12 protein-coding genes are annotated in these 21,670 nt (G+C 55.6%); 3 read left to right on the top strand and 9 right to left on the bottom strand.

Features of this window, described 5'->3' with window-relative positions:
* Positions 1–7: 7 nt before the first annotated feature.
* The 9 genes from ACW5W7_RS00425 to rfbB all read right to left on the bottom strand — a co-directional run bounded on the left by ACW5W7_RS00425 (position 8) and on the right by rfbB (position 7,437).
* Complete coding sequence (locus ACW5W7_RS00425) at positions 8–1,258, bottom strand: O-antigen translocase (protein ID WP_456500381.1); 1,251 nt, start codon at positions 1,256–1,258, stop codon at positions 8–10.
* Positions 1,255–2,358: a DegT/DnrJ/EryC1/StrS family aminotransferase gene (locus ACW5W7_RS00430; protein ID WP_456500382.1), complete on the bottom strand. Its 1,104-nt coding sequence runs from the start codon at positions 2,356–2,358 to the stop codon at positions 1,255–1,257. The genes ACW5W7_RS00425 and ACW5W7_RS00430 overlap by 4 nt, the downstream gene beginning before the upstream one ends.
* A gap of 5 nt (positions 2,359–2,363) precedes the next feature.
* A complete protein-coding gene (locus ACW5W7_RS00435) occupies positions 2,364–2,771 on the bottom strand; it encodes a MaoC family dehydratase (protein ID WP_456500383.1) in 408 nt (135 codons plus the stop codon).
* 1 nt (position 2,772) lies between these two features.
* Positions 2,773–3,513 carry an N-acetyltransferase gene (locus ACW5W7_RS00440; protein ID WP_456500384.1) on the bottom strand — a complete coding sequence of 247 codons (741 nt, stop codon included), beginning with the start codon at positions 3,511–3,513 and terminating at the stop codon, positions 2,773–2,775.
* Positions 3,510–3,908, bottom strand: a complete 399-nt coding sequence (locus ACW5W7_RS00445; protein WP_456500385.1) for a sugar 3,4-ketoisomerase — start codon at positions 3,906–3,908, stop codon at positions 3,510–3,512. The genes ACW5W7_RS00440 and ACW5W7_RS00445 overlap by 4 nt, the downstream gene beginning before the upstream one ends.
* A complete protein-coding gene (gene rfbC / locus ACW5W7_RS00450; RefSeq protein WP_456500386.1) occupies positions 3,899–4,456 on the bottom strand; it encodes a dTDP-4-dehydrorhamnose 3,5-epimerase in 558 nt (185 codons plus the stop codon). The genes ACW5W7_RS00445 and rfbC overlap by 10 nt, the downstream gene beginning before the upstream one ends.
* Before the next feature lie 5 nt (positions 4,457–4,461).
* Positions 4,462–5,340: a glucose-1-phosphate thymidylyltransferase RfbA gene (rfbA, locus tag ACW5W7_RS00455; RefSeq protein WP_456500387.1), complete on the bottom strand. Its 879-nt coding sequence runs from the start codon at positions 5,338–5,340 to the stop codon at positions 4,462–4,464.
* Positions 5,341–5,464: 124 nt separating this feature from the next.
* Complete coding sequence (rfbD, locus tag ACW5W7_RS00460; RefSeq protein WP_456500388.1) at positions 5,465–6,352, bottom strand: dTDP-4-dehydrorhamnose reductase; 888 nt, start codon at positions 6,350–6,352, stop codon at positions 5,465–5,467.
* Complete coding sequence (gene rfbB, locus ACW5W7_RS00465) at positions 6,352–7,437, bottom strand: dTDP-glucose 4,6-dehydratase (protein ID WP_456500389.1); 1,086 nt, start codon at positions 7,435–7,437, stop codon at positions 6,352–6,354. Before rfbB ends, rfbD begins: the two co-directional genes overlap by 1 nt.
* A gap of 849 nt (positions 7,438–8,286) precedes the next feature.
* Between rfbB and ACW5W7_RS00470 the strand changes: the two genes are divergently transcribed.
* The 3 genes from ACW5W7_RS00470 to ACW5W7_RS00480 all read left to right on the top strand — a co-directional run bounded on the left by ACW5W7_RS00470 (position 8,287) and on the right by ACW5W7_RS00480 (position 21,653).
* Complete coding sequence (locus ACW5W7_RS00470) at positions 8,287–8,961, top strand: response regulator (RefSeq protein WP_456500390.1); 675 nt, start codon at positions 8,287–8,289, stop codon at positions 8,959–8,961.
* A gap of 34 nt (positions 8,962–8,995) precedes the next feature.
* On the top strand, positions 8,996–10,354 hold the full coding sequence (locus tag ACW5W7_RS00475; protein WP_456500391.1) for an ATP-binding protein: 1,359 nt from the start codon (positions 8,996–8,998) through the stop codon (positions 10,352–10,354).
* Positions 10,355–10,541: 187 nt separating this feature from the next.
* Complete coding sequence (locus ACW5W7_RS00480; protein ID WP_456500392.1) at positions 10,542–21,653, top strand: VCBS domain-containing protein; 11,112 nt, start codon at positions 10,542–10,544, stop codon at positions 21,651–21,653.
* The last annotated feature ends 17 nt before the right edge of the window (positions 21,654–21,670 follow it).

The raw sequence follows: 21,670 nt of genomic DNA on the forward strand, positions 1-21,670 counted from the left end.
AACTACCTTATTTTGCTATTTTATTAAAATTTATAACAAAAAATAAAAAATACAATGCATAATTTAAGGCATATGCAATATTAACACCGTTTACACCGGCGCTAACAATAAATAACCAAGATAGGAGCACAAATGACAGTGAAAATATTATTTCTGAACTAACAAACCATTTCACAGCACCACGAGATAACATAGGATATGCAACAAGCCAGCTTGCAATCTTTATTACATCACCAACGAGTTGAATAGAAAAAAGATCACGTGCAGGTGAGAACGTTGATGTGAACAAAAGAGATATTGCTATATCTCTAAAGAGATAAACCATCCCGGCACTGATAGCAACCAGTGGCATAATAATTCTAGCTGTACCGATAATTTCAGCCTTGATAGCTGCCACGTTATTTAGTGACGACAATCTAGGTAAATAGTAAGTACCAAGAGCCATAGTAATTACAGCTAAATATGCTTCCGATATCTTCCACACAGCCTGCCAATAACCAGCAACCTCCCAACCAACATTAGCCACCAGAATATTTCTAATTAAAATCAACGCAACAGGGGCAGTCAGAGCGGAAGTCACTGCCATCAGCACATAACCACCTATCGCCTTACGGTGTACATGCTCAGTTTTACCCCACCAGTAACGTGCTTTAAACCAGGGTTGCCGCAGGGATATAATTAACATAACCAAGCCTGAAATGCTGCTATTTATAACAGCAGAGATTAATGCGCCATGTAGATTGGACGTCAGTATCAATCCAATCATGATTACAGTCGCCACACATACTGAAATCATGCCCGCTATGACATAACGCCGATACTGCTGCTGACCATTAATAACTGAAGCTATTAATGTATTCGCGGCAGAAAAGGGAAGTGCACAACAAGATATAACAACTAACCAAATATAATCAGGATTCCCGAAAAGCCATATAGAAAGGGGCTTGGCCAGTAAAAAACCTAATGGAATAACTACACTTAACAATATAGAAATCCATTGAATCGCAGCCTTCCACCAAGGTGCACATGCCTCATAGCCATTAGCTTGATGTTCTGCGGTAAACCGCACAACACCATTTCCTGCTGGAGCCGTAACCAGACCATTTAACATGCCCACCATGCTTTGAACTTGTCCAAGCATAGCCATGCCAGTGGGGCCGGTATACACGGCCACCACCTTGGCAATAATAAACCCAGCAACCATTCTCAGCAGGGTTAATAATGCTGTAAATGCTGTTACTGTTAACAAGCGTCTCATTCAGTAAATCCATTCACCGCAGCAATGACTCGAGTCACAGCCTCTTCAGACATTGTTGGATCCATCGGCAGAGATAAAACTTGCCGATGTAACCGCTCTGTCACCGGTAACGTCATATGGTTAAATGTGTTATATGCTTTTTGCTTGTGAGGTGGAATGGGATAATGAATAAGGGTTTGGATATCACAGGACTGTAAATGTGATTGAAGTGCCTCACGAGTAGCACTTTGGATAACAAAAAGATGCCATACATGACTTTCTGGCTTATCAACAATAGGTAATTTAACTGCTGAATGAGTAATTTCAGTACAGTAACGTGCAGCGATTTCTTGGCGACGTTTGGTATCGCTCTCCAGATAACCAAGCTTTACCCTTAGCATGGCGGCCTGAATTTCATCCAAACGGCTATTTACCCCTTGATATAGATTTTCATATTTTTTATGGGAACCATAGTTACGCAATGCACATACAACCTCAGCTAAAGAGTCATCATTGGTGGCAATCGCACCAGCATCCCCCAAGGCGCCCAAGTTTTTACCCGGGTAGAAGCTGAATGCAGCTGCATCACCCCAGTTACCAGCCTTACGCCCATCAATCATGGCTCCATGAGCTTGGGCGCAATCTTCGAGCACCAGCAGATTATGCTCTTTCGCAATATTCATAATCTCATGCATTGGAGAAATCTGGCCATAAAGATGGACTGGCAAAATGGCTTTAGTTTTTTTCGTAATAGCCGCACGGACAACTTCTGGACATAAATTGTAAGTATTTGAATTAGGTTCAACTAATACTGGAGTCAAGTCATTCTGAGTGATAGCAAGAACAGATGCAATATAGGTATTTGCCTGAACAATAACTTCATCACCGGCCTTTAACTTGCCCTGTTCTTTCCAAGCATCTAGAACTAGAATAAGTGCATCCAAGCCATTAGCGACACCCAGAACATGTTTTACGCCACAGTAGTCTGAGAACTCGGTTTCAAACTGAGAGAGCTCATTACCCATAATATACCAACCAGAATCGATGACGCGAGCACATGCATCTTTCAATTCTTGCTTATAACGGGAGTTCACATTTTTAAGATCGAGGAAGTTAATCATTTTTCTCACTCTGGAATATAAATTTCTGCAACGCCAGTAATTACTTTTGATTTCCCTACCTTGCAATAGGTATCAAAAAACACTCTGCGCTTATCTACATCAATGGATGTGACTTCTACTGTCGCGGTAATAGTATCGCCAATATATACGGGCTTTCTAAATCTCAAGCTTTGTGCAACGTACACACACCCCTGACCGGGTAATTTAGTTCCAAATAATGCAGAAAAAAAGCTAGAACTTAACATTCCATGCGCAATTCGCTTACCAAATCTAGATTCTTTTGCGTATTCATCATCCATATGCACGGGGTTTTTATCCCCAGATATTCCTGAAAAATCTTTTACATCGGCATCGGTAATCGTTTGAGAGTATGACTCACTCATACCTATTTTGATTTCTTCTAATTTATACATCTTATGAGAACTCCTTCACCCACTGTTGAACTACATCCTCAGGATAACCACGAGTAAAATGAGATCTCCATGGATAAGCCGGTTTTCTGGAGCCATCCTTTAATTTTAATTTAGATGTAGCACCAACTGCTTTTGCCGGAGCTCCTGCATAAATAGTATCAACTTCAGTTACCCCAGAAAGAGATGAGTGGGCACCGATCAAACACCCTTCTGCGATATAAGCACCTGGCAAGATAACTGACATTGTTGCAATAACGGCATAATCACTCACCGTTACACCTTGCATTACATTGCTTGGCGGATGAGGATCATTAGTGAGTACAACATATGGAAATATCCATACAAAATTACCGATTTTGCTATGTTGACCTATATGCACATTACTGTGTGTTCTAACATAGTCACCGATATGACAATGACCTTGAATATCTGAAAGAGTACCTATTTGCAGGTTTTCTCCAGCAATGGTTTTCTCGCGAACAGTTACTCGATGACCAGTCACCAATGATGATCCAAAAACAGATCCTTCATAAAATATACTATGAGAACGGATATGCGATCTCTTGCCTATATGTAGTCGCTCACCATCAGAGAGGCTATTGCTAACTCCGATCTCACAAAATGCCTCAATGATAGTGTCATCTTCTATCAAAACGTTATCATAAATAATTGTGTATGCGCCGATAGTAACATTGTTACCAATCACGGCCTTATCAGAAATAATAGATGTTGGGTGAATCATTTCTTTGATGCCTCTATAAACACCTGATAATCTCGTACATAATCATTTTCATCATATAGCTGGTCTGCTAAGACCATCAGTACACAGTCATCAGAAAAATCATACATTTCGCGCCACATAAATGACTCAATAAGAAGCCCCTGAGCTGGATTATCCAGTAAAATCTCAACTCGCTCGTAACCATCATCAAGCAAAAAGCGACAAGATCCACGGACTGCAATTGCAACCTGTTTCAACGTCCGATGGGCGTGAAAGCCACGTCTCACCCCTTGGTTTGTCTTAAACATGTAATAAACACGCTTGATCTCAAAGGGTATATTTTTTCCCTCTTCCAGTGCTACTAATGAACCACGTTCATCACCATGTGTTTGCAGCGGGATTAATTTCACTTGCATAGATTCATTGCCTCAACATAGCTTGATAGTGGCAGTGCTACTTGATCTTTCTGCGATAATTTTATATTTGATACTGGCCATAAAATATTTAAATCAGTGTCATTCCAACTAATAGCACCCTCGCTTTCAGGATGGTAATAATCTGTTGTTTTATACAAAAACTCTGCTGTTTCACTTAAGGTTACAAAGCCATGAGCAAACCCTGCCGGTATCCATAGCTGCCTTTTATTTTCGGCTGATAGGTGCACACCAACCCACTGCCCAAAACTTGAGGAGCCAAGACGGATATCTACCGCAACATCAAATACTGCACCGGAAATACAACGAACTAGTTTACCTTGAGCATATGGAGCAGCCTGATAATGCAGCCCACGCAAAACGCCTTGACTCGACTTGGAGTGATTATCTTGTACAAATGTGACTGGATACCCTACAGTCTTCTCAAACTGTAGATGGTTGAAACTTTCAAAGAAAAAGCCACGCTCATCACCAAACACCTTAGGTTCAAAGAGCAACACCTCTGGAATTTCAGTTTGAATACCCTTCATCGACACTATTTCCCTTTGATCATCTTGAGCAAGTATTGACCATATGCATTTTTGGAAAGTGGCGCAGCCAAATTCCTGATCTGTTCCTCGTCAATGAATCCTTTCCGATAGGCAATTTCTTCCGGGCAAGAAACCTTTAATCCCTGCCTAGTTTCAATGGTTTGAATAAAATTGCTCGCTTCAATCAGGCTCTCGTGGGTACCGGTATCCAACCAAGCATAGCCACGGCCCATCATGGCAACCGACAGATTGCCTTGCTCAAGGTAAATACGGTTGGCATCGGTAATTTCCAGCTCACCACGGGGAGAGGGCTTAAGACTCTTGGCTATCTCGACCACGCTATTGTCATAGAAGTAGAGCCCCGTCACTGCATAATTACTCTTGGGCTCTACTGGCTTCTCTTCCAGAGAAATCGCCGTTCCTGAATGGTCAAATTCCACTACCCCATAACGCTCAGGGTCATGTACATGGTAGGCAAACACTGTCGCACCACTAGCCTTAGTTGCCGCAGATTCCAACTGTTTCTGCAGGTCATGACCGTAAAAGATGTTGTCACCCAGCACCAGTGCACAGTCATCACTACCTATAAACTCTTCGCCCAGAATAAAGGCCTGTGCCAGCCCATCCGGGGTCGGCTGTACCTTGTATTGCAGGTTCAGCCCCCATTGGCTGCCATCACCCAGCAGTTGTTCAAAACGAGGGGTGTCTTGCGGCGTGCTGATGATAAGGATGTCGCGAATACCTGCAAGCATCAGGGTGCTCAGCGGGTAATAGATCATCGGCTTGTCATAGATAGGCAGCAACTGCTTGCTGACAGCCATGGTCACAGGATAGAGACGGGTGCCTGACCCACCGGCCAGAATAATGCCTTTACGTTTAGTCATCGTGCTTAATTCTTATATTTGAATAATAATGTAATCCATCAAAAAGAGGGAACTTAACACCGCTCCTTTTGCGTTTATCCCTGTCGGCGAGAGGCACAACATCACCACACCGTTTATCATTCTCTTATTTGCCTAGGATCTCGGTCAGCATCCGCGCCACACCCACTGTCCAATCCGGCAGTACCAGCCCGAAGGTGCGCTGGAACTTACTCGTATCGAGCCGTGAGTTATGAGGGCGCCTGGCGGGTGTCGGAAACTCGCTGGTCGGCACAGCATTGACTTGAGTCACGGCCAAATCGACACCGGCGTTTTTCGCTGTGGCAAAAACTAACTTCGCATAGTCAAACCAGGTGGTGGTTCCGGAGGCGATCAAATGATATAGGCCCGCAACCTCGGGTTTGTGCTGTGCAACCCGGAGCGCGTGAGCGGTACAATCGGCCAGCAACTCGGCTCCGGTCGGCGCACCAAACTGATCGTTGATGACCGACATCTCGCTGCGCTCCTTGCCAACACGCAGCATGGTCTTGGCAAAGTTAGCACCACGGGCGGCATACACCCAGCTGGTCCGGAAGATAAGATGGCGAGTACAAAGGGCTGCTGCATGTTCCCCTGCAAGCTTGGTCTCTCCATAAACGTTGAGCGGCGCCGTCTGATCCGTTTCGACCCAAGGTCGCTCGCCGCTGCCATTGAACACATAGTCAGTGGAGTAATGCACCAACCAGGCACCCAGCGCCTCGGCTTCTTTGGCTATCGCCTCAACACTGGTGGCATTAAGCAGTTCGGCAAAGACCCGCTCGCTCTCAGCCTTGTCGACCGCTGTGTGGGCTGCGGCATTGACAATTACATCCGGCTTGAGCAGGCGGACCGTCTCGGCCACCCCGGCCGGGTTGCTGAAGTCGCCGCAATAATCCACAGAGTCATAATCAACCGCAGTAACACGGCCCAGCGGGGCCAATGCGCGCTGTAACTCCCAGCCTACCTGACCATTCTTACCAAACAGCAGGATATGCATCAGCCACGCTCCTCGTAGTTCTGCGCAATCCAAGATTGATAGGCCCCGCTCTTGACGTTGTTGACCCACTGCTGGTTATCCAGATACCACTGTACCGTCTTGCGAATGCCGGATTCGAAGGTCTCTTGCGGTTGCCAATGAAGCTCGGCACTCATCTTGCTGGCATCAATTGCATAACGGCGGTCATGGCCGGGGCGATCGGTGACATAGGTAATTTGATCACGATAGGAGCCCACTTTCGGCACCATCTCATCGAGCAGATCGCAGATGGTATGCACCACATCCAGGTTCTGCTTCTCGTTGTGGCCGCCGATGTTGTAGGTCTCACCGACAACCCCAGTGGTGACGACGGTGTACAGTGCACGAGCATGATCTTCTACGTAGAGCCAGTCACGGATCTGGTCACCTTTGCCATAAATCGGCAGTGACTTGCCATCGAGGGCATTCAGGATCACCAATGGGATCAGCTTCTCGGGGAAGTGATAAGGGCCGTAGTTGTTGGAGCAGTTGGTGACGACGGTCGGCAGACCGTAAGTCCGACGCCAGGCGCGCACCAGATGATCACTCGATGCCTTGGAAGCAGAATAGGGACTGCTGGGAGCATAGGGGGTGGTTTCGGTAAAGAGCGGTAGCTCCTCACCTGTATCCACCTCGTCCGGATGAGGCAGATCGCCATACACCTCATCGGTAGAAATATGGTGGAACCGGAAGGCGCTTTTGCGCATCTCATCCAGGCTATTCCAGTAGGCCCGGGCAGCTTCCAGCAACATATAGGTACCGACGATATTGGTCTCGATAAAATCAGCAGGCCCGGTGATAGAGCGATCGACATGGCTCTCAGCCGCCAGGTGCATCACGGCATCGGGCTGATGGGTTGTAAAGACCCGATCCAGCTCGGTGCGGTTGCAGATATCAACCTGTTCGAAGGCATAGCGCTTGCTGCTCGATACTTCGGCCAGGGATTCCAGGTTACCCGCATAGGTCAGCTTGTCGAGGTTGATAACAGAATCTTGGGTATGCCCAATGATGTGACGTACCACTGCTGAGCCGATAAAACCGGCTCCACCGGTAACGAGAATTTTCATATTGATAGGTACTCTCACGAGGTAACTGAGTGGTATGGGAGATGCAGGATACAAGCTACGTGAGGCCTGGGCCTCTTAAAAGCCATAAAGGCCATAAAGGCCATACAACATGCTTATCGAAGGCGCGAGAAAAGCGTTAGCTACCGCAGTGGGTTACAGCTCCCAACATGCTGTTTTTAACCTGATTGTGTGTGCTGTTGGCCATCATATCCTCCAGCTTCTTGTATTGGTTGATGTGTCACAATGGCATCAAATAACGTTGCACATCTGTGTCTTCCGAGAGCATACATTGTTCACATCTTGGGCAACCAAGGCCCTATCCCCGATTTCGGGTCAGATTCTATCTCGTTTAGCCCGAAGATTAACAGTCAAAACATAGGAAACCATCCATCCTATAAGGGATTCAAAGAATCCCTACTACTCCGCCCCCTGAAATATACATTCTCATTGTATGGCAACCCTCGATACCCTTCACCTGACCAAGAAGACAGAATAGCTATTTTTTCAAACAATTACAGATGGTTAATGGTCTGACCATAGCAGCTTGAATGCTGTCCCAGCCGATGCCGACAGATAGCTGAGTACTCCCCGACACAGGTACGCAGACCAAATCCGTGCGAACAGAATAGTCGCAAAGCTGCACTTAGAACGATGAACTACGGCTCTAGATGCAGGAGGTACCCATCAAGCCAGACTCATAAGACTTGATGCCACGGCTCAGAGAGTGAGGCGGAAATAAAGGGGTATGCGATTCAGTCTCGATACAGGGGGGGAGTGTAGGATCCGGATTGACTCTCTTCTCCTTACCCTCTCTAATTGACAGCCTGGACCCTCATCATCATGCATCTTATGAAAATCCTTTTGGTCGAAGACGACAAGCTGCTCAACCACCACCTCACCACGCTGTTGACCGAGGCCCAGAATCAGGTTTACAGCACGGACCAGGCCCAGATTGCGCTGCATTACGCTCGCGACTACCCCATCGACGTGGCCATCATCGATCTCGGCCTGCCGGACATGGACGGGCTGCATCTCATCACCCAGTTGAGAGAGCAGCAGATCCCCTTCCCCATCATAGTGCTAACTGCGCGCGGAAGCTGGCAGGACAAGGTCGAAGGGCTGGAGGCCGGAGCCGACGATTACCTGGTCAAACCGTTCCAGAAAGACGAGCTGCTGGCCCGTTTGAACGCGCTGGTGCGCCGTAGCGCCGGCTTCATTTCTCCCCGGGTGAAAGCCGGTGACTACGAGCTGGATCTCTCCCGCAAGGAGCTGACCATCGCCGGTGAAGTCACCGTTCTCACCAGCTTCGAGTATCTGATCCTGGAGTATCTGATGCGCAACGCCCGCCAGGTGGTCTCCAAACAGCAGTTGCTGGACCAGCTCTACGGTGATGGTGAAGGGGATCCGAACACCATAGAGGTGATGGTGAGCCGTCTGCGCAAGAAACTGGATCCAGAAGGGACCACAGCCCCCATCTCCACCATCCGCCGCCAGGGTTACATCTTCAACCTGTCATGCAGTTAATCGGAACATCGCCATGGCGCTTGGGGGAGACTTGATGAAGCTTATCCGCCGCTCCCTGCATATCAAGCTGATGATGAGCGCCATGCTGGTCATCGCCATCATCATGGCGTTTTCCGTCTATATCCTCTATCTCGGCCATGCCGAAGAGCAGGCCCAGAAGGCCAGTACCCGCATGCAGGAGAACCTCTCCAAGCTGTTCTCCTCCAAGCAGCCGGATCCCCATGCCATCACGGATCTCGCCAGCATCACCCCCGATGCCATCGACCCCAACCTCGATACCCTCATCTGTCGTTCGGATGGCGAGCTGAGCTGGTCCAGCCTGCACATGCCGGAAGTGATCACCATCAAGGGCACCATCTGCCAGGACCTGATGAAGTACTTGGGAGGGCTGGATCAGGATTACTTCTTCAAGCTGCACACCATCAAGAACGGTGACAGCTATTTCATCTACAGTCTGCGCTTCCTGCGCAATCACGGTGATGGCCCCACCACCTACTACGTGGTCATGGTCGACTCCGCCAAACGCTATCAGGATCAGACCCGGGAGTACCTCTACCAATGCATCCGCCAGGCGCTGCTGGCCTATTGCCTGCTGGGTGCCCTGCTGCTGCTCACCAGTTTCTGGAGCCTCTCCTCCCTTCGTACCATGGCGCGGCAGATCAACGAGATCCGGGCCGGCAAGCGGGAGGCCCTCTCCAGCGATTATGAGCGGGAACTGCTGCCGCTGACCGAGTCGGTCAACCAGTTGCTGGAAAATGAGCGCCAGCAGACCCAACGCTATCAGCATGCGCTGAACGATCTGGCCCACAGTCTGAAAACCCGGCTCGCCCTCATCCAGATCACGGCTCAGGAGTTCAAGCTGGGCCACCCGGTACACGACAACATCAATGAACAGATCACCACCATGGATCAGATCATCCAGTATCAGCTGCGCCGTGCCGTCACCGGCCGCAAACGCCTCGCTAGCAAGGGCACCGAACCCGTCCCCCTCATCGAGAAGCTGCTGGCAAGCCTGGCCAAGGTCTATCGCCACAAAAAGCTGCAGACCCAGTTCCAGTTCGACGACGACGTCTTCTTCCATGGCGAGCAGGGGGATCTGATGGAGATGATGGGCAATCTGCTCGACAACGCCTGCAAGTTCGCCATCAGTGAGGTACAAGTGCAGGTACGTCGGCAAGGCAGTGGCCTGCTTATTCTGGTGGAAGACGATGGTCCAGGCATCACGCCCGGCAAGTCGGAGCAGATCTTCCAGCGCGGTGTCCGGGCTGACAGCTCCCCCGGCCAAGGCATAGGTCTCGCGGTCGTGACCGAAATAGTGCACAGCTACGGTGGCGACATTCGGGTGGATGAATCTCCCCTTGGCGGCGCCCGTTTCCAGATGACCATTCCCTGAGGCTGAAGAGCGAGTGGGCAACCCTCATCAGGTTGCTGCCTGAAGCTGCCATTTTTTGACGAATCAAACACTAACAAGCTGGCAAGGGGTTGCCGGCTATGAGATAAACTAAAGCCAAATACGACTGCATGGATGCGTTGCTATGGCTACTTCGAACCCTAGATCCATTCTCCGGCCCCAACACCAGATGTTGGCATTGGAGCCGCGCATACTGTTTGACGGTGCCGCGGCCGTGGCAGCCGAGCATCAGAGTCAGGAGCACCAGGACAACCCAAGCGATGCCCCCGCTCACGGTGAACCTTCACAAACAGCCCAACCCCGCCACCTGCTGGTCATCGATACCCGGATCGAGCAAGCGCAGCAACTGACCGAACACCTGGACGGCAACACCAGCCTGCTGCTGATTGACAAGCAAACCGATGCCCTGGCCGCCATTGGGCAGAAACTGGCGCAGCTCGGCCAGGTCGACAGCATCCAGATCCTCTCCCACGGCTCCGCGGGTCAATTCACCCTGGGCAATCGCACCCTCACCGCCGACAATCTGGCAAGCGTCAGTGCGCAATTGCAGGGCTGGCAATCCCATCTGAGCCAGAATGCCGACATTCAACTCTACGGTTGCCGAGTCGGTGCCGGGGAGTCCGGACAGGCGCTGGTCAATGCCCTGGCACAATGGACTGGGGCCGATGTCGGGGCATCCAGCGATGACACCGGCGCCATCAGCAAAGGGGGAGACTGGCAACTGGAGGTGAGCAAGGGACTCATCGATCAGCCACTCGCCCTGGGTGCTGCAGCGCTGCACAGCTACGATAGCCTGCTGGCCAACGCCGAGCCCAGCAGCAGCCTGCCTCAAAGCAGTGCCGATGTGCTGCTCGGTGACGAGGTCCAGTTCACCGTCAACGTTCGCAATGCCGCCAGCCAGAGCGGTTATGCTCCCTATCTGGATATCTATCTGCCCAGTACAGGCAAGGACGGGAACGATGGGATCACCTTTACCCAGGCAAGCTATCTGGGCCAGGTCCTCCAGACCCATACCGTCGTCTTCGACGCCTCCGGCAATGCGACCCACCCCCTCGCCGTCGACAGCAACGGCAATCCTCTCATCATCCGGGCGGCCGATGTGGGACTGCGCGCCGGGGATACCCTGGTGGTGGTGGTGGTGCCCTTTGCCAGTGTGACCCAGGGGCAGCCGGACATTCCCATACAGATCAGCGCCAGGTTGAGCGAGCTGGCGGATACCAGCTACTCCTCGGCCACGCCACAGCTCACCATAGGAGTGCGCAGCGGCTTCCAGTATGGCAACGACGCCCTGAACAACCCGCTAGATGATCCCACCCTGACCGAGAGCAGTCTGCACAGCTTTGTGGTCAGGCCCACCATCATCGAGTTCGAACAGAGTCTCGACATGAAGGAAGGGGAGACCACCACGGGCCCCAACTTCAACCATACCCTGACTCTGACCGCCACCCCGGCCGCAGGCCAGACACTCAGCAACGTCGTCATCAGCCAGGCTCTGCCGGCCAATATGCAGGTCACCGCCATCACGCCGGGGACCAACGGTACCCTGACCTCCATCACCCTTTCCGATGGCCGGGTCATCACCAATCCGACCCTGATGGCCAATGCCATCAACAGCGATCTCATCTTCATCAGTGCCTTCACGGTGCAATACAGTACCCTGAGCGCCGCCACCGACACCCTCGTCAGGTTTTACGTGCCCGACGCCGATGCCAACGGCCAGCAGGTGATTGACCCCAACAGCGGCGATGCCGTCCAGATCACCATCGCCGCCCCCACGGCCACCGGTGAGTGGACCCCCATCGACAGCCGGGATGTGACGCCACCGGACACGACCATCGACTTCAGCGGCCAAGGTGACACCATTGCCTTCACGGCTCGCTCCATTTCGCTGCAAAAAGAGGTCGTCCTCAGCGTCGACAGTGGCAAGACGGGTCTCAGCCCGGGAGATACCCTGGCTTACACCGTCAAGATGGCACTGTCAGACTACTTTGCCTTTGGCAAAAACATCCTGGGGGAAGGGCAGTTCGTGGTCACTGACACGCTGAGCGACGGCCAGACCTTCACCGGCACTCCGACCCTGACCCTGATGCGCAACGGCACCAGTGAGACCATCGCCCTGGTTTACACCGCGACACAAAATGCCGATGGCACCACCACCATCACTTTCGATATCGGCCAGTCCCTGCAAAATGCCTTCCCGCTGCTGAGCTGGCTCGGCGGCGATCTGGCTTTCGATGACAATCAGCAAGGCGCCACCCTCGCCCTGCTGAGTTACAGCGCCCTCATCAGCCAGAGTTATACCCCGCCCGCCGGCAACCCCCAGAGCGAGATCAATGAAGGGGACAGCATAGGCAACAGCGCCACCGTCACGGCCAGCATCCTTGAGAACAGCACCAACCTGACTGGCGGCACGGAGTCCGACAGCTCCCAGACCACTACCCGCATCCCCACCAGCCAGGTCGATATCCAGCTGGCCACCGTCAATGGCAGCAACAGCCCGGGCGGCCCCGTCGAGCTCAGACCCGGGGATGAGGTCACCTTCCGGCTCAGTTACGACCTGGTGACCGGGGACTATGAACAGTTCAAGCTGACCGCCTATCTGCCCCTCCCCCTGTTTGATATCAGCACCATCAACTGGACCGAGGGCACCGGGGTCGGCATGTGGCACTTCGGTACCGGCGACACCAACCTCGGCAACATCGTCAGCGTCACCGTGGGGCCCGGCAACGCCCTCATTTTCGACTTCGGCAGCTATGCCACCAGCGCGCTGGGGGGCAGCCGCATCGAGGTGGAGTTCACCCTCAGAGTCGGCGATCAACCCTTCGCTGATCAACGCACCCTGGATGTGCTGGCACAATCCAGCCAGGTCACCACCCTGAACAAGACCCAGCTCAGCAGCTCGGATGTCACCATCATCACCTCCATCGCCGAGCCGGATCTCGCCATCAACCACGGCGTGGTCTCGTCCAGCAATGGTACCGTCAGCGGCACCACAGGCAGTTGGACCGCGCCAGGCAGCGGCGGTCGTCCCTTCACCGCCCCCATCACCGATATCAATGCGGTGAATGGCGATGTCGTCGATATAGACGGTGCAGATAAACTCCGTCTGGCCACGGCCATCGAGAACCGGGGGGGCGGCGGCGCTTATGACGTCGTCACCAGCATCAACCTTCCCGCCGGTCTCACCTTCAGCAACGGATCCCTGGCTTTAGCCAATCTGCAGGTCTATCGCGGCGATGGCACCCAGCTGACCCTGGGGGTCGACTATCAGGTCAACGGCAACACCATCAGCTTCCTGGACGCGGGCAATGTCGCCAGCCTGCTGCCCGGACGGAGCGGCACGACAGCCGACACAAACGGTAGCAATCTGATAGTCATCACCTATGACGTGGATGTAGCGACAGATATTCGGGCCAGCAGCACCCTGGAGACCAGCGCCGTGCTGAGCAACTATGCCAGCGTCAACAACGGGCTGGACTTCACCCCGGTGGATTTGACCGACACGGCAAGCGAGCAGGTTGCCGCCCCCAGTCTCGTCATCGACTTCATCAACGGGGATGCGGATGCCTCGTCCAGCGCCGGCCATACCTCCGGCAATGTGTTGGTGATCGGTGAGAGCATGGGTTACGACATCCGGGTCACCCTGCCGGAGGGGAGCACCCAGCAGTTGCAGATCACCGACCTTATCCCGCCAGGGTTCAGGCTCGACACCAGCTACAACGGCGGCAAGGGCTATGAGCTCATCACCACCGGCTTTGGTGGCACCATCAGCGATCCAACCCTGAGCGGTAGCGGGCTGGGAACGAATGATGCCGACGCCCTCTTCAGCTTCAACGTGAGTAGTGCCACCGCGGACAACAACCAGGGCAACAACAGCTTCACCATCAGATTGCGTCTGGTTGCCGACAACGTCATGAGCAATCAGCCAGGTACCCATCTCAGCAACGGCGCCAGCTTGCACTACCAGGACCCCGATGGGGATGTCGCGGCGGGCGCCCCCATCGTGCGAGAAGTCACGACGGCACCGGCCTCCGATGTCATCATTCAGGAGCCCAGACTCACTGTTATCCAGAGCTTGCAGACCACGCCCCCACCCTATGGCTTCGAGGAGGGAGACAACCTCAGCTTCAACATCGTCGTCAGCAACACCGGCGCCCTGGACGCCTTCGACATCCGTCTGAGCAATGCCCTGCCCACCCAACTGGGCAACTACAGTCTGGGGTCGGTCATCTATGATGGTGTCGACGTCAGCAGTCAGTTCGAACTGGTGGGCGACCCACAGGCCGGCTACCACTTGCAGACCAAGGCCGATGCCAATATCGACATGGCGGTGGGCAAGCAGCTCATCATCACTGTCTCCGCTACCGTCAATGCCAGCGCCACCAGTTTTGCCCAGCTGACCAACCAGGCCGAGGTGCAGTGGACCAGCCTGAACGGCACTCAGGGTACCAGTGCCGACCCCGCTGGCGAGCGTACCGGTGTCGATGGCCAGCTCATCGACAACGTGCTCAACGACTTCCAGGTCATCAGCAAGGGGGTCATCCCTATCGCCAGCGGCATTCTGATCTCCCGGGTCGGCGGTGTGGCAGAAACCGGTGGGGGGGCCACCGATGCCAGCATCGAGCAGGTCACGGTGGGCGAGATAGTGCGCTACAAGGTGGTCGCCCTGATCCCCGAAGGGGAGAATGACAACTATGAGCTCAGGGTGAGCCTGCCGAAGGGGCTCAGTTTTATCGATCCGGAACAGGTCCGGCTAGCCTTGATCTCCAATGGCGCCCTCACCAGCAGCCTGGGTGGGTCGCTCATCACCGGGGCTGACGTCCTTGGCGATCAGACCAGTATAGCCGCGCAGTCCATCTCCCCGACCCTGGCCAACGGCCTGCAAGGCCTGCTTGCCAACAGCCAGATCCAAGTTGTCACCGACGCCGATGGTAACCAGACCATCATTTTCCGCTTGGGCAACATTGATAACTTCGATGGCGATAGCAACCTTGAAGGCATCGCCATCGAGTTCAACGTCCGGGTCGACAACGTCCAGAGCAACCAGGCGGGTACCCAACTAGGGGTCATCGCCAAGGATTATGTCGGGACGGATCCCGCCAATCTGGTCCAGCGTGGCACCAGCGCCACCGTCATTCAGAGCGTCATCGAACCCGGCATGGGGGGCCTTGACAAGACCATCACGGGCTTCACTCCCAGCATCAATGGTACAGCCGGTAGTGCCAACGTCCAGATAGACTTCCAGCAGACCGGGGGCATCATCGCCTTCGAACCCCGCCTGACCGATGGCTTCCCGGGTGGCAGCAACTACGCCCTGACCAGCCTGACCATCACCCTGAACGGTACTACCTACATCTATGACCGTAGCGCCAGCGGCAACAACTTCGGCCTGCCTCCCGGCACGACAGTGACCCTGACCGAGGGCAACAGCTTCGCGGTCAACTTCTCCCAGCTGGATGTGGGCGCCAAAGTGAGCCTTGTCTACAGCGTGGACCTGCCCAATGGCGCCAACATCACCGGTACGGATGCGACCCTCACCTGGTCCAGCCTGCCGGAAAGCTTCACCGGCTGGGGCGGCTCCAGTGTCGGCGCAGATGGCAGCGACAGTGGCGAGCGTACCGGTCAGGACGGGCCGGGCAACACGCTCAACAACTATGTGCTCACCAGCCGGGCCGGTCTTGGCATCATCAGCGGTACCCTGTGGAACGACACCGCCAGCGCCAACACCAGTACCACTCCGGATGGCCCGGGCCTGACAGGGAAAACCGTCACCCTGGTCTGGGGCGGTGCCGATGGAGATCTGGCCACCACCGGGGATAACCGGAGTTTTACCGCCACAACAGACAGCAGCGGCCACTTCTCCTTTGGTATCCTTCCCGCCGGTGTCTATCGTCTCGACGGGCCCGCCGGCGCCACCATCACGGATGCCAGCGCAGGCACCCTGCAGGTGCGCATCGACAGCGATGGCAACACCCTTGGCCAGGTCAGCGTCACCCTCACCGAAAGCGGTATCGACGGCAGTCAATATGTCGATGGTGCCAACATTGGCTATGTGGAGCTCAACGACGCCCCCGAACTCGGCAATACCACACCGGCCCAGAGCGTGGATGAGGACACCGACCTCACCATCACAGGGCTGTCGGTGGCCGATATCGACGCGGGCACCGGCGCCCTGACCCTGACCCTCACCGTCAGTCATGGCGTCTTGTCTCTTGGCAGCGCCGCGGGCCTGACCGTTGTAACCAACAACAGTGGTGCCCAGCTGATATTGACCGGCAACCTGAGTGCCCTCAACGCGGCCCTGCTGACCCTGAACTATCGCGGCAATCAGGATTTCAACGGCAGCGACGTCTTGTCCGTGCTGGTCAATGACAATGGCCAGTTCGGTGACAAGCTGAATGGGGATGGCATCCCCGGCAATGCCGAAGATGCCCTGACCGACACGACCAGCATCGCGATTACCATACGGCCAATCAATGACGCCCCCATCGGCCAAGACGATAATGTCACTGCCACCGAGGCCGGTGGCACGAGAAACAACCAGCCAGGAAACAATCCACAGGGCAATCTGCTGACCAATGACCTGGATGTCGACATTGCCACCAATGGCGATCGTCTGCATCTGGGGCTGGTCACCAGTTTGGACACGGCCCCCAACAACACCGTCACCCCGAACTCGGCCGATATCCCCGCCACCCTGAATGGCAAATATGGCACTCTCTATCTGCTGTCCGGCGGGGGATATCGCTACGAGGTCAACAACAGCCATCCGGACGTCGAAGCCCTGCGTCTTGACAGCGACACCCTGACCGAACGGTTCAGTTACACGCTGATAGACAGCCTGGGTGCCAGCAGTCTGGCTTACCTCGACGTCACCATCCAGGGAGCCAACGATGCTCCTGTGGCAACTCCGGATACGGGCAGCGCCACCGAGCAGGGGGTCGGCCAGCCCGGCACGGATGCAACCGGCAATGTGCTCGGCAACGATACGGACATCGACAACGCCGACAGCAAGCGCGTCGACAAGGTCGCACTGGGCCCCGTCACCGATCTTGGGCAGATCATCGATGTGCCGGCGGGCAGCACCAGCGCCAACGGCGGCCAGGTGCCCGGTCTGTACGGCACCCTGATCCTCGGGGCCGATGGCAGCTATCGCTATGTCGTCGACAACACCAACGCCACCGTCCAGGCCCTGCTCACGGGGGAGAGCCTCACCGAGACCTTCAGTTACCGGGTCATGGATCTTGGCAACCTCAACGACATCACTACCCTGCTCATCACCATCAACGGTAGCAATGATGCCCCCATCGCCGTTGCCGACACCGGCACCGCCATCGAGGCGGGCGGCATCAACAACGCCACCCAGGGCAGCAACGCCACCGGCAACGTGCTCACCAATGACACCGACCCCGACTCGGCGAACCTGAATGAGACCAAGACCGTCAGTGCCGTCAGCACTGGTGGTGGCACCGCCGGGATCCTGGGCTCAGCACTGAAGGGCACCTACGGTTGGCTCACCCTCAATGCCGATGGCAGTTACTCCTATGTGGTGGATAACAGCCTGCCAGCGGTGCAGGCCCTGCGTCTGACCAGCAACACGCTCACCGACAGCTTCCGCTACACGATGCGCGATGCTGCCGGGGCCACCAGCCAGGCCAACATCAGCATCACCATCCAGGGGGCCAACGATGCTCCGACCGCTGTCGCCGATACCGCCACGGCCATCGAAGCCGGTGGCCTCAACAATGGCACCGCGGGCACCAATCCCACCGGCAATGTGCTCGCCAATGACACCGACCCCGATACCAACGGCGAGCAGCTCACCGTCTCCAGCGTCAACTTTGAAGCGACCACGGGCACGGTCGGCAGCGCCATCAACGGGCGCTATGGCACCCTCACCCTCAATGCCGATGGCAGTTACAGCTATGTGGTGAACAACGCCCATCCCGATGTCCAAGCACTGCTGCCGGGGGGAACCCTCACCGAGCAATTTGGCTATCAGATCCGGGATCTCGGCGGTTTGCTCAGCGCCTCGACCCTGACCATCACCATTGAGGGGCGCAACGATACCCCGATCGCCATCGCCGATATCGCCACCGCCATCGAGGCCGGAGGCCTCAACAATGGCACCGCGGGCACCAATCCCAGCGGCAACGTACTCACCAATGACACCGACCCCGACTCGGCGAACCTGAATGAGACCAAGGCCGTCAGCGCCGTCAGCACCAGTGGCGGTACCGCCGGAACCCTGGGCTCCGCGCTGAGAGGCACCTACGGCTGGCTCACCCTCAACGCCAATGGCACTTATACCTACGTGGTGGATAACGCCAGTCCCGATGTCCAAAGGCTGCTCCCCGGGGACACCCTCACAGAACAATTTGGCTACCAGATCCGGGATCTCGGCGGCTTGCTCAGTGCCTCTACCCTGACCATCACCATTCAAGGACGCAACGACACCCCGGTCGCCGTTGCCGACACTGGAACCGCCATCGAGGCGGGCGGCATCAACAACGCCACCCTGGGCAGCAACGCCACCGGCAACGTACTTGCCAACGACACCGACCCGGATTCGGCAAACCTGAATGAAACCAAGACCGTCAACGCCGTCAGTACAATTGGTGGCACAGCCGGTACCCTGGGCTCGCAACTGAGGGGGACCTACGGCTGGCTCACCCTCAATGCCGATGGCAGCTACACCTACGTGGTGGATAACAGCCTGCCTGCGGTGCAGGCCCTGCGTACCAGTGGCGATGTGCTAAGCGATACCTTCAATTACGGCATGCGGGATGCCAACAATGCCAGCAGCCAGAGTACGCTCACCATCCGCATCGAAGGAGCCAACGACACACCCGTGGCCCAGAACAATACTGGCCTCGCAGCCGCCGACAATGGCGCAGGCAACGTCAGAAACCCCAGCGGCAATCTGTTGACCAATGACACGGATGTCGACAGTGGCGACCTCCTCACCCTGACGGGGGGCCGCACCGGGGAGGAGGCCTCCGGCGGCACTCTCGACCCCGTGAGTCTGGGAGTGCCATTGGTGCTGGTGGGCCAATATGGCACCCTGACCCTGCATCTGAACGGCGACTATCAATACGCGCTGGACATCACCAACGCCGCCGTACTGGGCCTGGGGCCCTTGCAGACCCTCAATGACCATTTCACCTATCGGGCGCAGGACTTGGCCGGCGCCGCCGATCTGGCTCAACTCACCATCATCATTCGCGGGCGCAATGATGCGCCGGTCGCCAACCCGGACCAGGCGCAGGTCATCGAAGCCGGTGGGCTGAACAATGCCCAGCCCGGCCTCGACCCCAGCGGCAACGTACTCGGTAACGACACGGATCTCGAAAACGATCCCCTGACCGTGACGCAGGTACAGAACGCCGATGGTCAGAGTGCCAGCCTGGGCACGATATTGCGCGGTCGCTATGGCGATCTGGTGATGAACAGCGATGGCAGTTGGCACTACAGCCTGGACAACAATCTGGCCGAGGTGCAAGCCCTGCGCAGGCCGGATCAGACCCTGACCGAAGTCTTCAGCTATCAGATTGTCGATATCTGGGGGGACGGCAGTGTCAGCACCCTGACCTTGACCATCAGGGGCAGCAACGACACCCCCATCGCCCAGGACGATCAGACCACGGCCATCGAGGCTGGCGGCATTCACAACACCACGGCAGGGCGGGATCCCACTGGCAATGTACTGGACAACGACAACGATGTAGACAGCGCGGCCAATGGTGAAACCCGTACCGTTCTCACCGTCAGCAATGCCCAGGGGGTCAGCGCCACGGCAGGGCAGACGTTGCAGGGCCGCTATGGCCAGCTCATCCTCAATGCCGATGGCAGCTACCGCTATCTGCTGGACAATGACAACCCTGAGGTCGAGGCGCTGCGTACCGCCGGTCAGACACTGACCGACACATTTATTTATCTGATGCAAGATACGCTGGGAGCACAATCCCAAGCAAAATTGACAGTGCTGATTGAGGGAACCAACGACACCCCCATCGCCCAGGACGATCAGACCACGGCCATCGAGGCTGGCGGCATTCGCAACACCACGGCAGGACTGGATCCCACTGGCAATGTGCTGGACAACGACAGCGATGTAGACAGCGCGGTGAACGGTGAGACACGTACCGTCCTCACCGTCAGCAATGCCCTGGGAGTCAGCGTCGCGGCAGGGCAGAGGTTGCAGGGACGCTATGGCCAGCTCATCCTCAATGCCGATGGCAGCTACCGTTATCTGCTGGACAATGACAACCCCGAGGTCGAGGCGCTGCGCACCGCCGGCCAGACACTGACCGAGATCTTCAGCTATCAAATGCGTGACACCACCGGGGCTCAGTCCCAGGCCCGGCTGACGGTACTCATTCAAGGGGCCAACGACAACCCGGTCGCTCAGGATGACAGTGCGGTCGCCAACGATCAGCAGCCCGCCCCCCATACCCAGGGCAAGGTGCTGCCAAACGACGGGGATGTGGATGCCAATGATCCCTTGCGTGTCGTGGCCGTGCGCAGCGGTGCCGAGAATGGCAGCGGCGACGGGGGCGTGCTCGGCCAGCCCCTGGCAGGCCGTTACGGCTGGCTCACACTCAATGCCGACGGCAGCTACAGCTACACCATCGACCTGACCAACCGGGAAGTGCTTGCCGCTGCCGGGCTCGGACAGGTACTGGAGGATGTCTTCACCTACACCCTGGGGGATGGCAGCGATGCCACCGACCAGGCCCAGCTGGTGATCCACCTGGATATCTCGGCCCCCTATGTTCCGCCCCCCGAAGAGGGACCCGCTGGCCACCATGAGGACGGGGCATCCGGAAATACCAGCACCGTTGACGCTTACCCCGACCCGATCCCCGTGGTGTTCGTGACCCCTGTCGTACAGAACATCAGCCTGCGGCTCGGGGCCAGCGCCGAGCAGTCCGATGGCAGCCAGCTGTTCTTCGGGCTGGCGCCGGAGATCCAGAGCCAGAGCATCGGTCAGGGTCTGGGTCAGCTCGACGGCACCTTCGTCAGCCAGAGCGTACAGGAGAGCTGGCTTGCCCAGGAGCTGGATCTGGCGACCTTCCTCGGTCGCCACGGGCGGATAGATCTCAATGCCGACGGCCTGCTCAGCGATGAGTCCGTGTTCGCCATGACTCCCCAGCAGATGAGACCCCATCTCGCTGACGGGCGCACCGGCAAGGCCAGCAGTTTTACCAGGCAGTTGCAGGATGCTGCGGGACGCACCATCGCACGCAATGCTGTCACAACAACAAGATCAGGCACTTGATTCCAAGGACGAACCCT

It is taken from the genome of Aeromonas intestinalis, assembly GCF_054052485.1.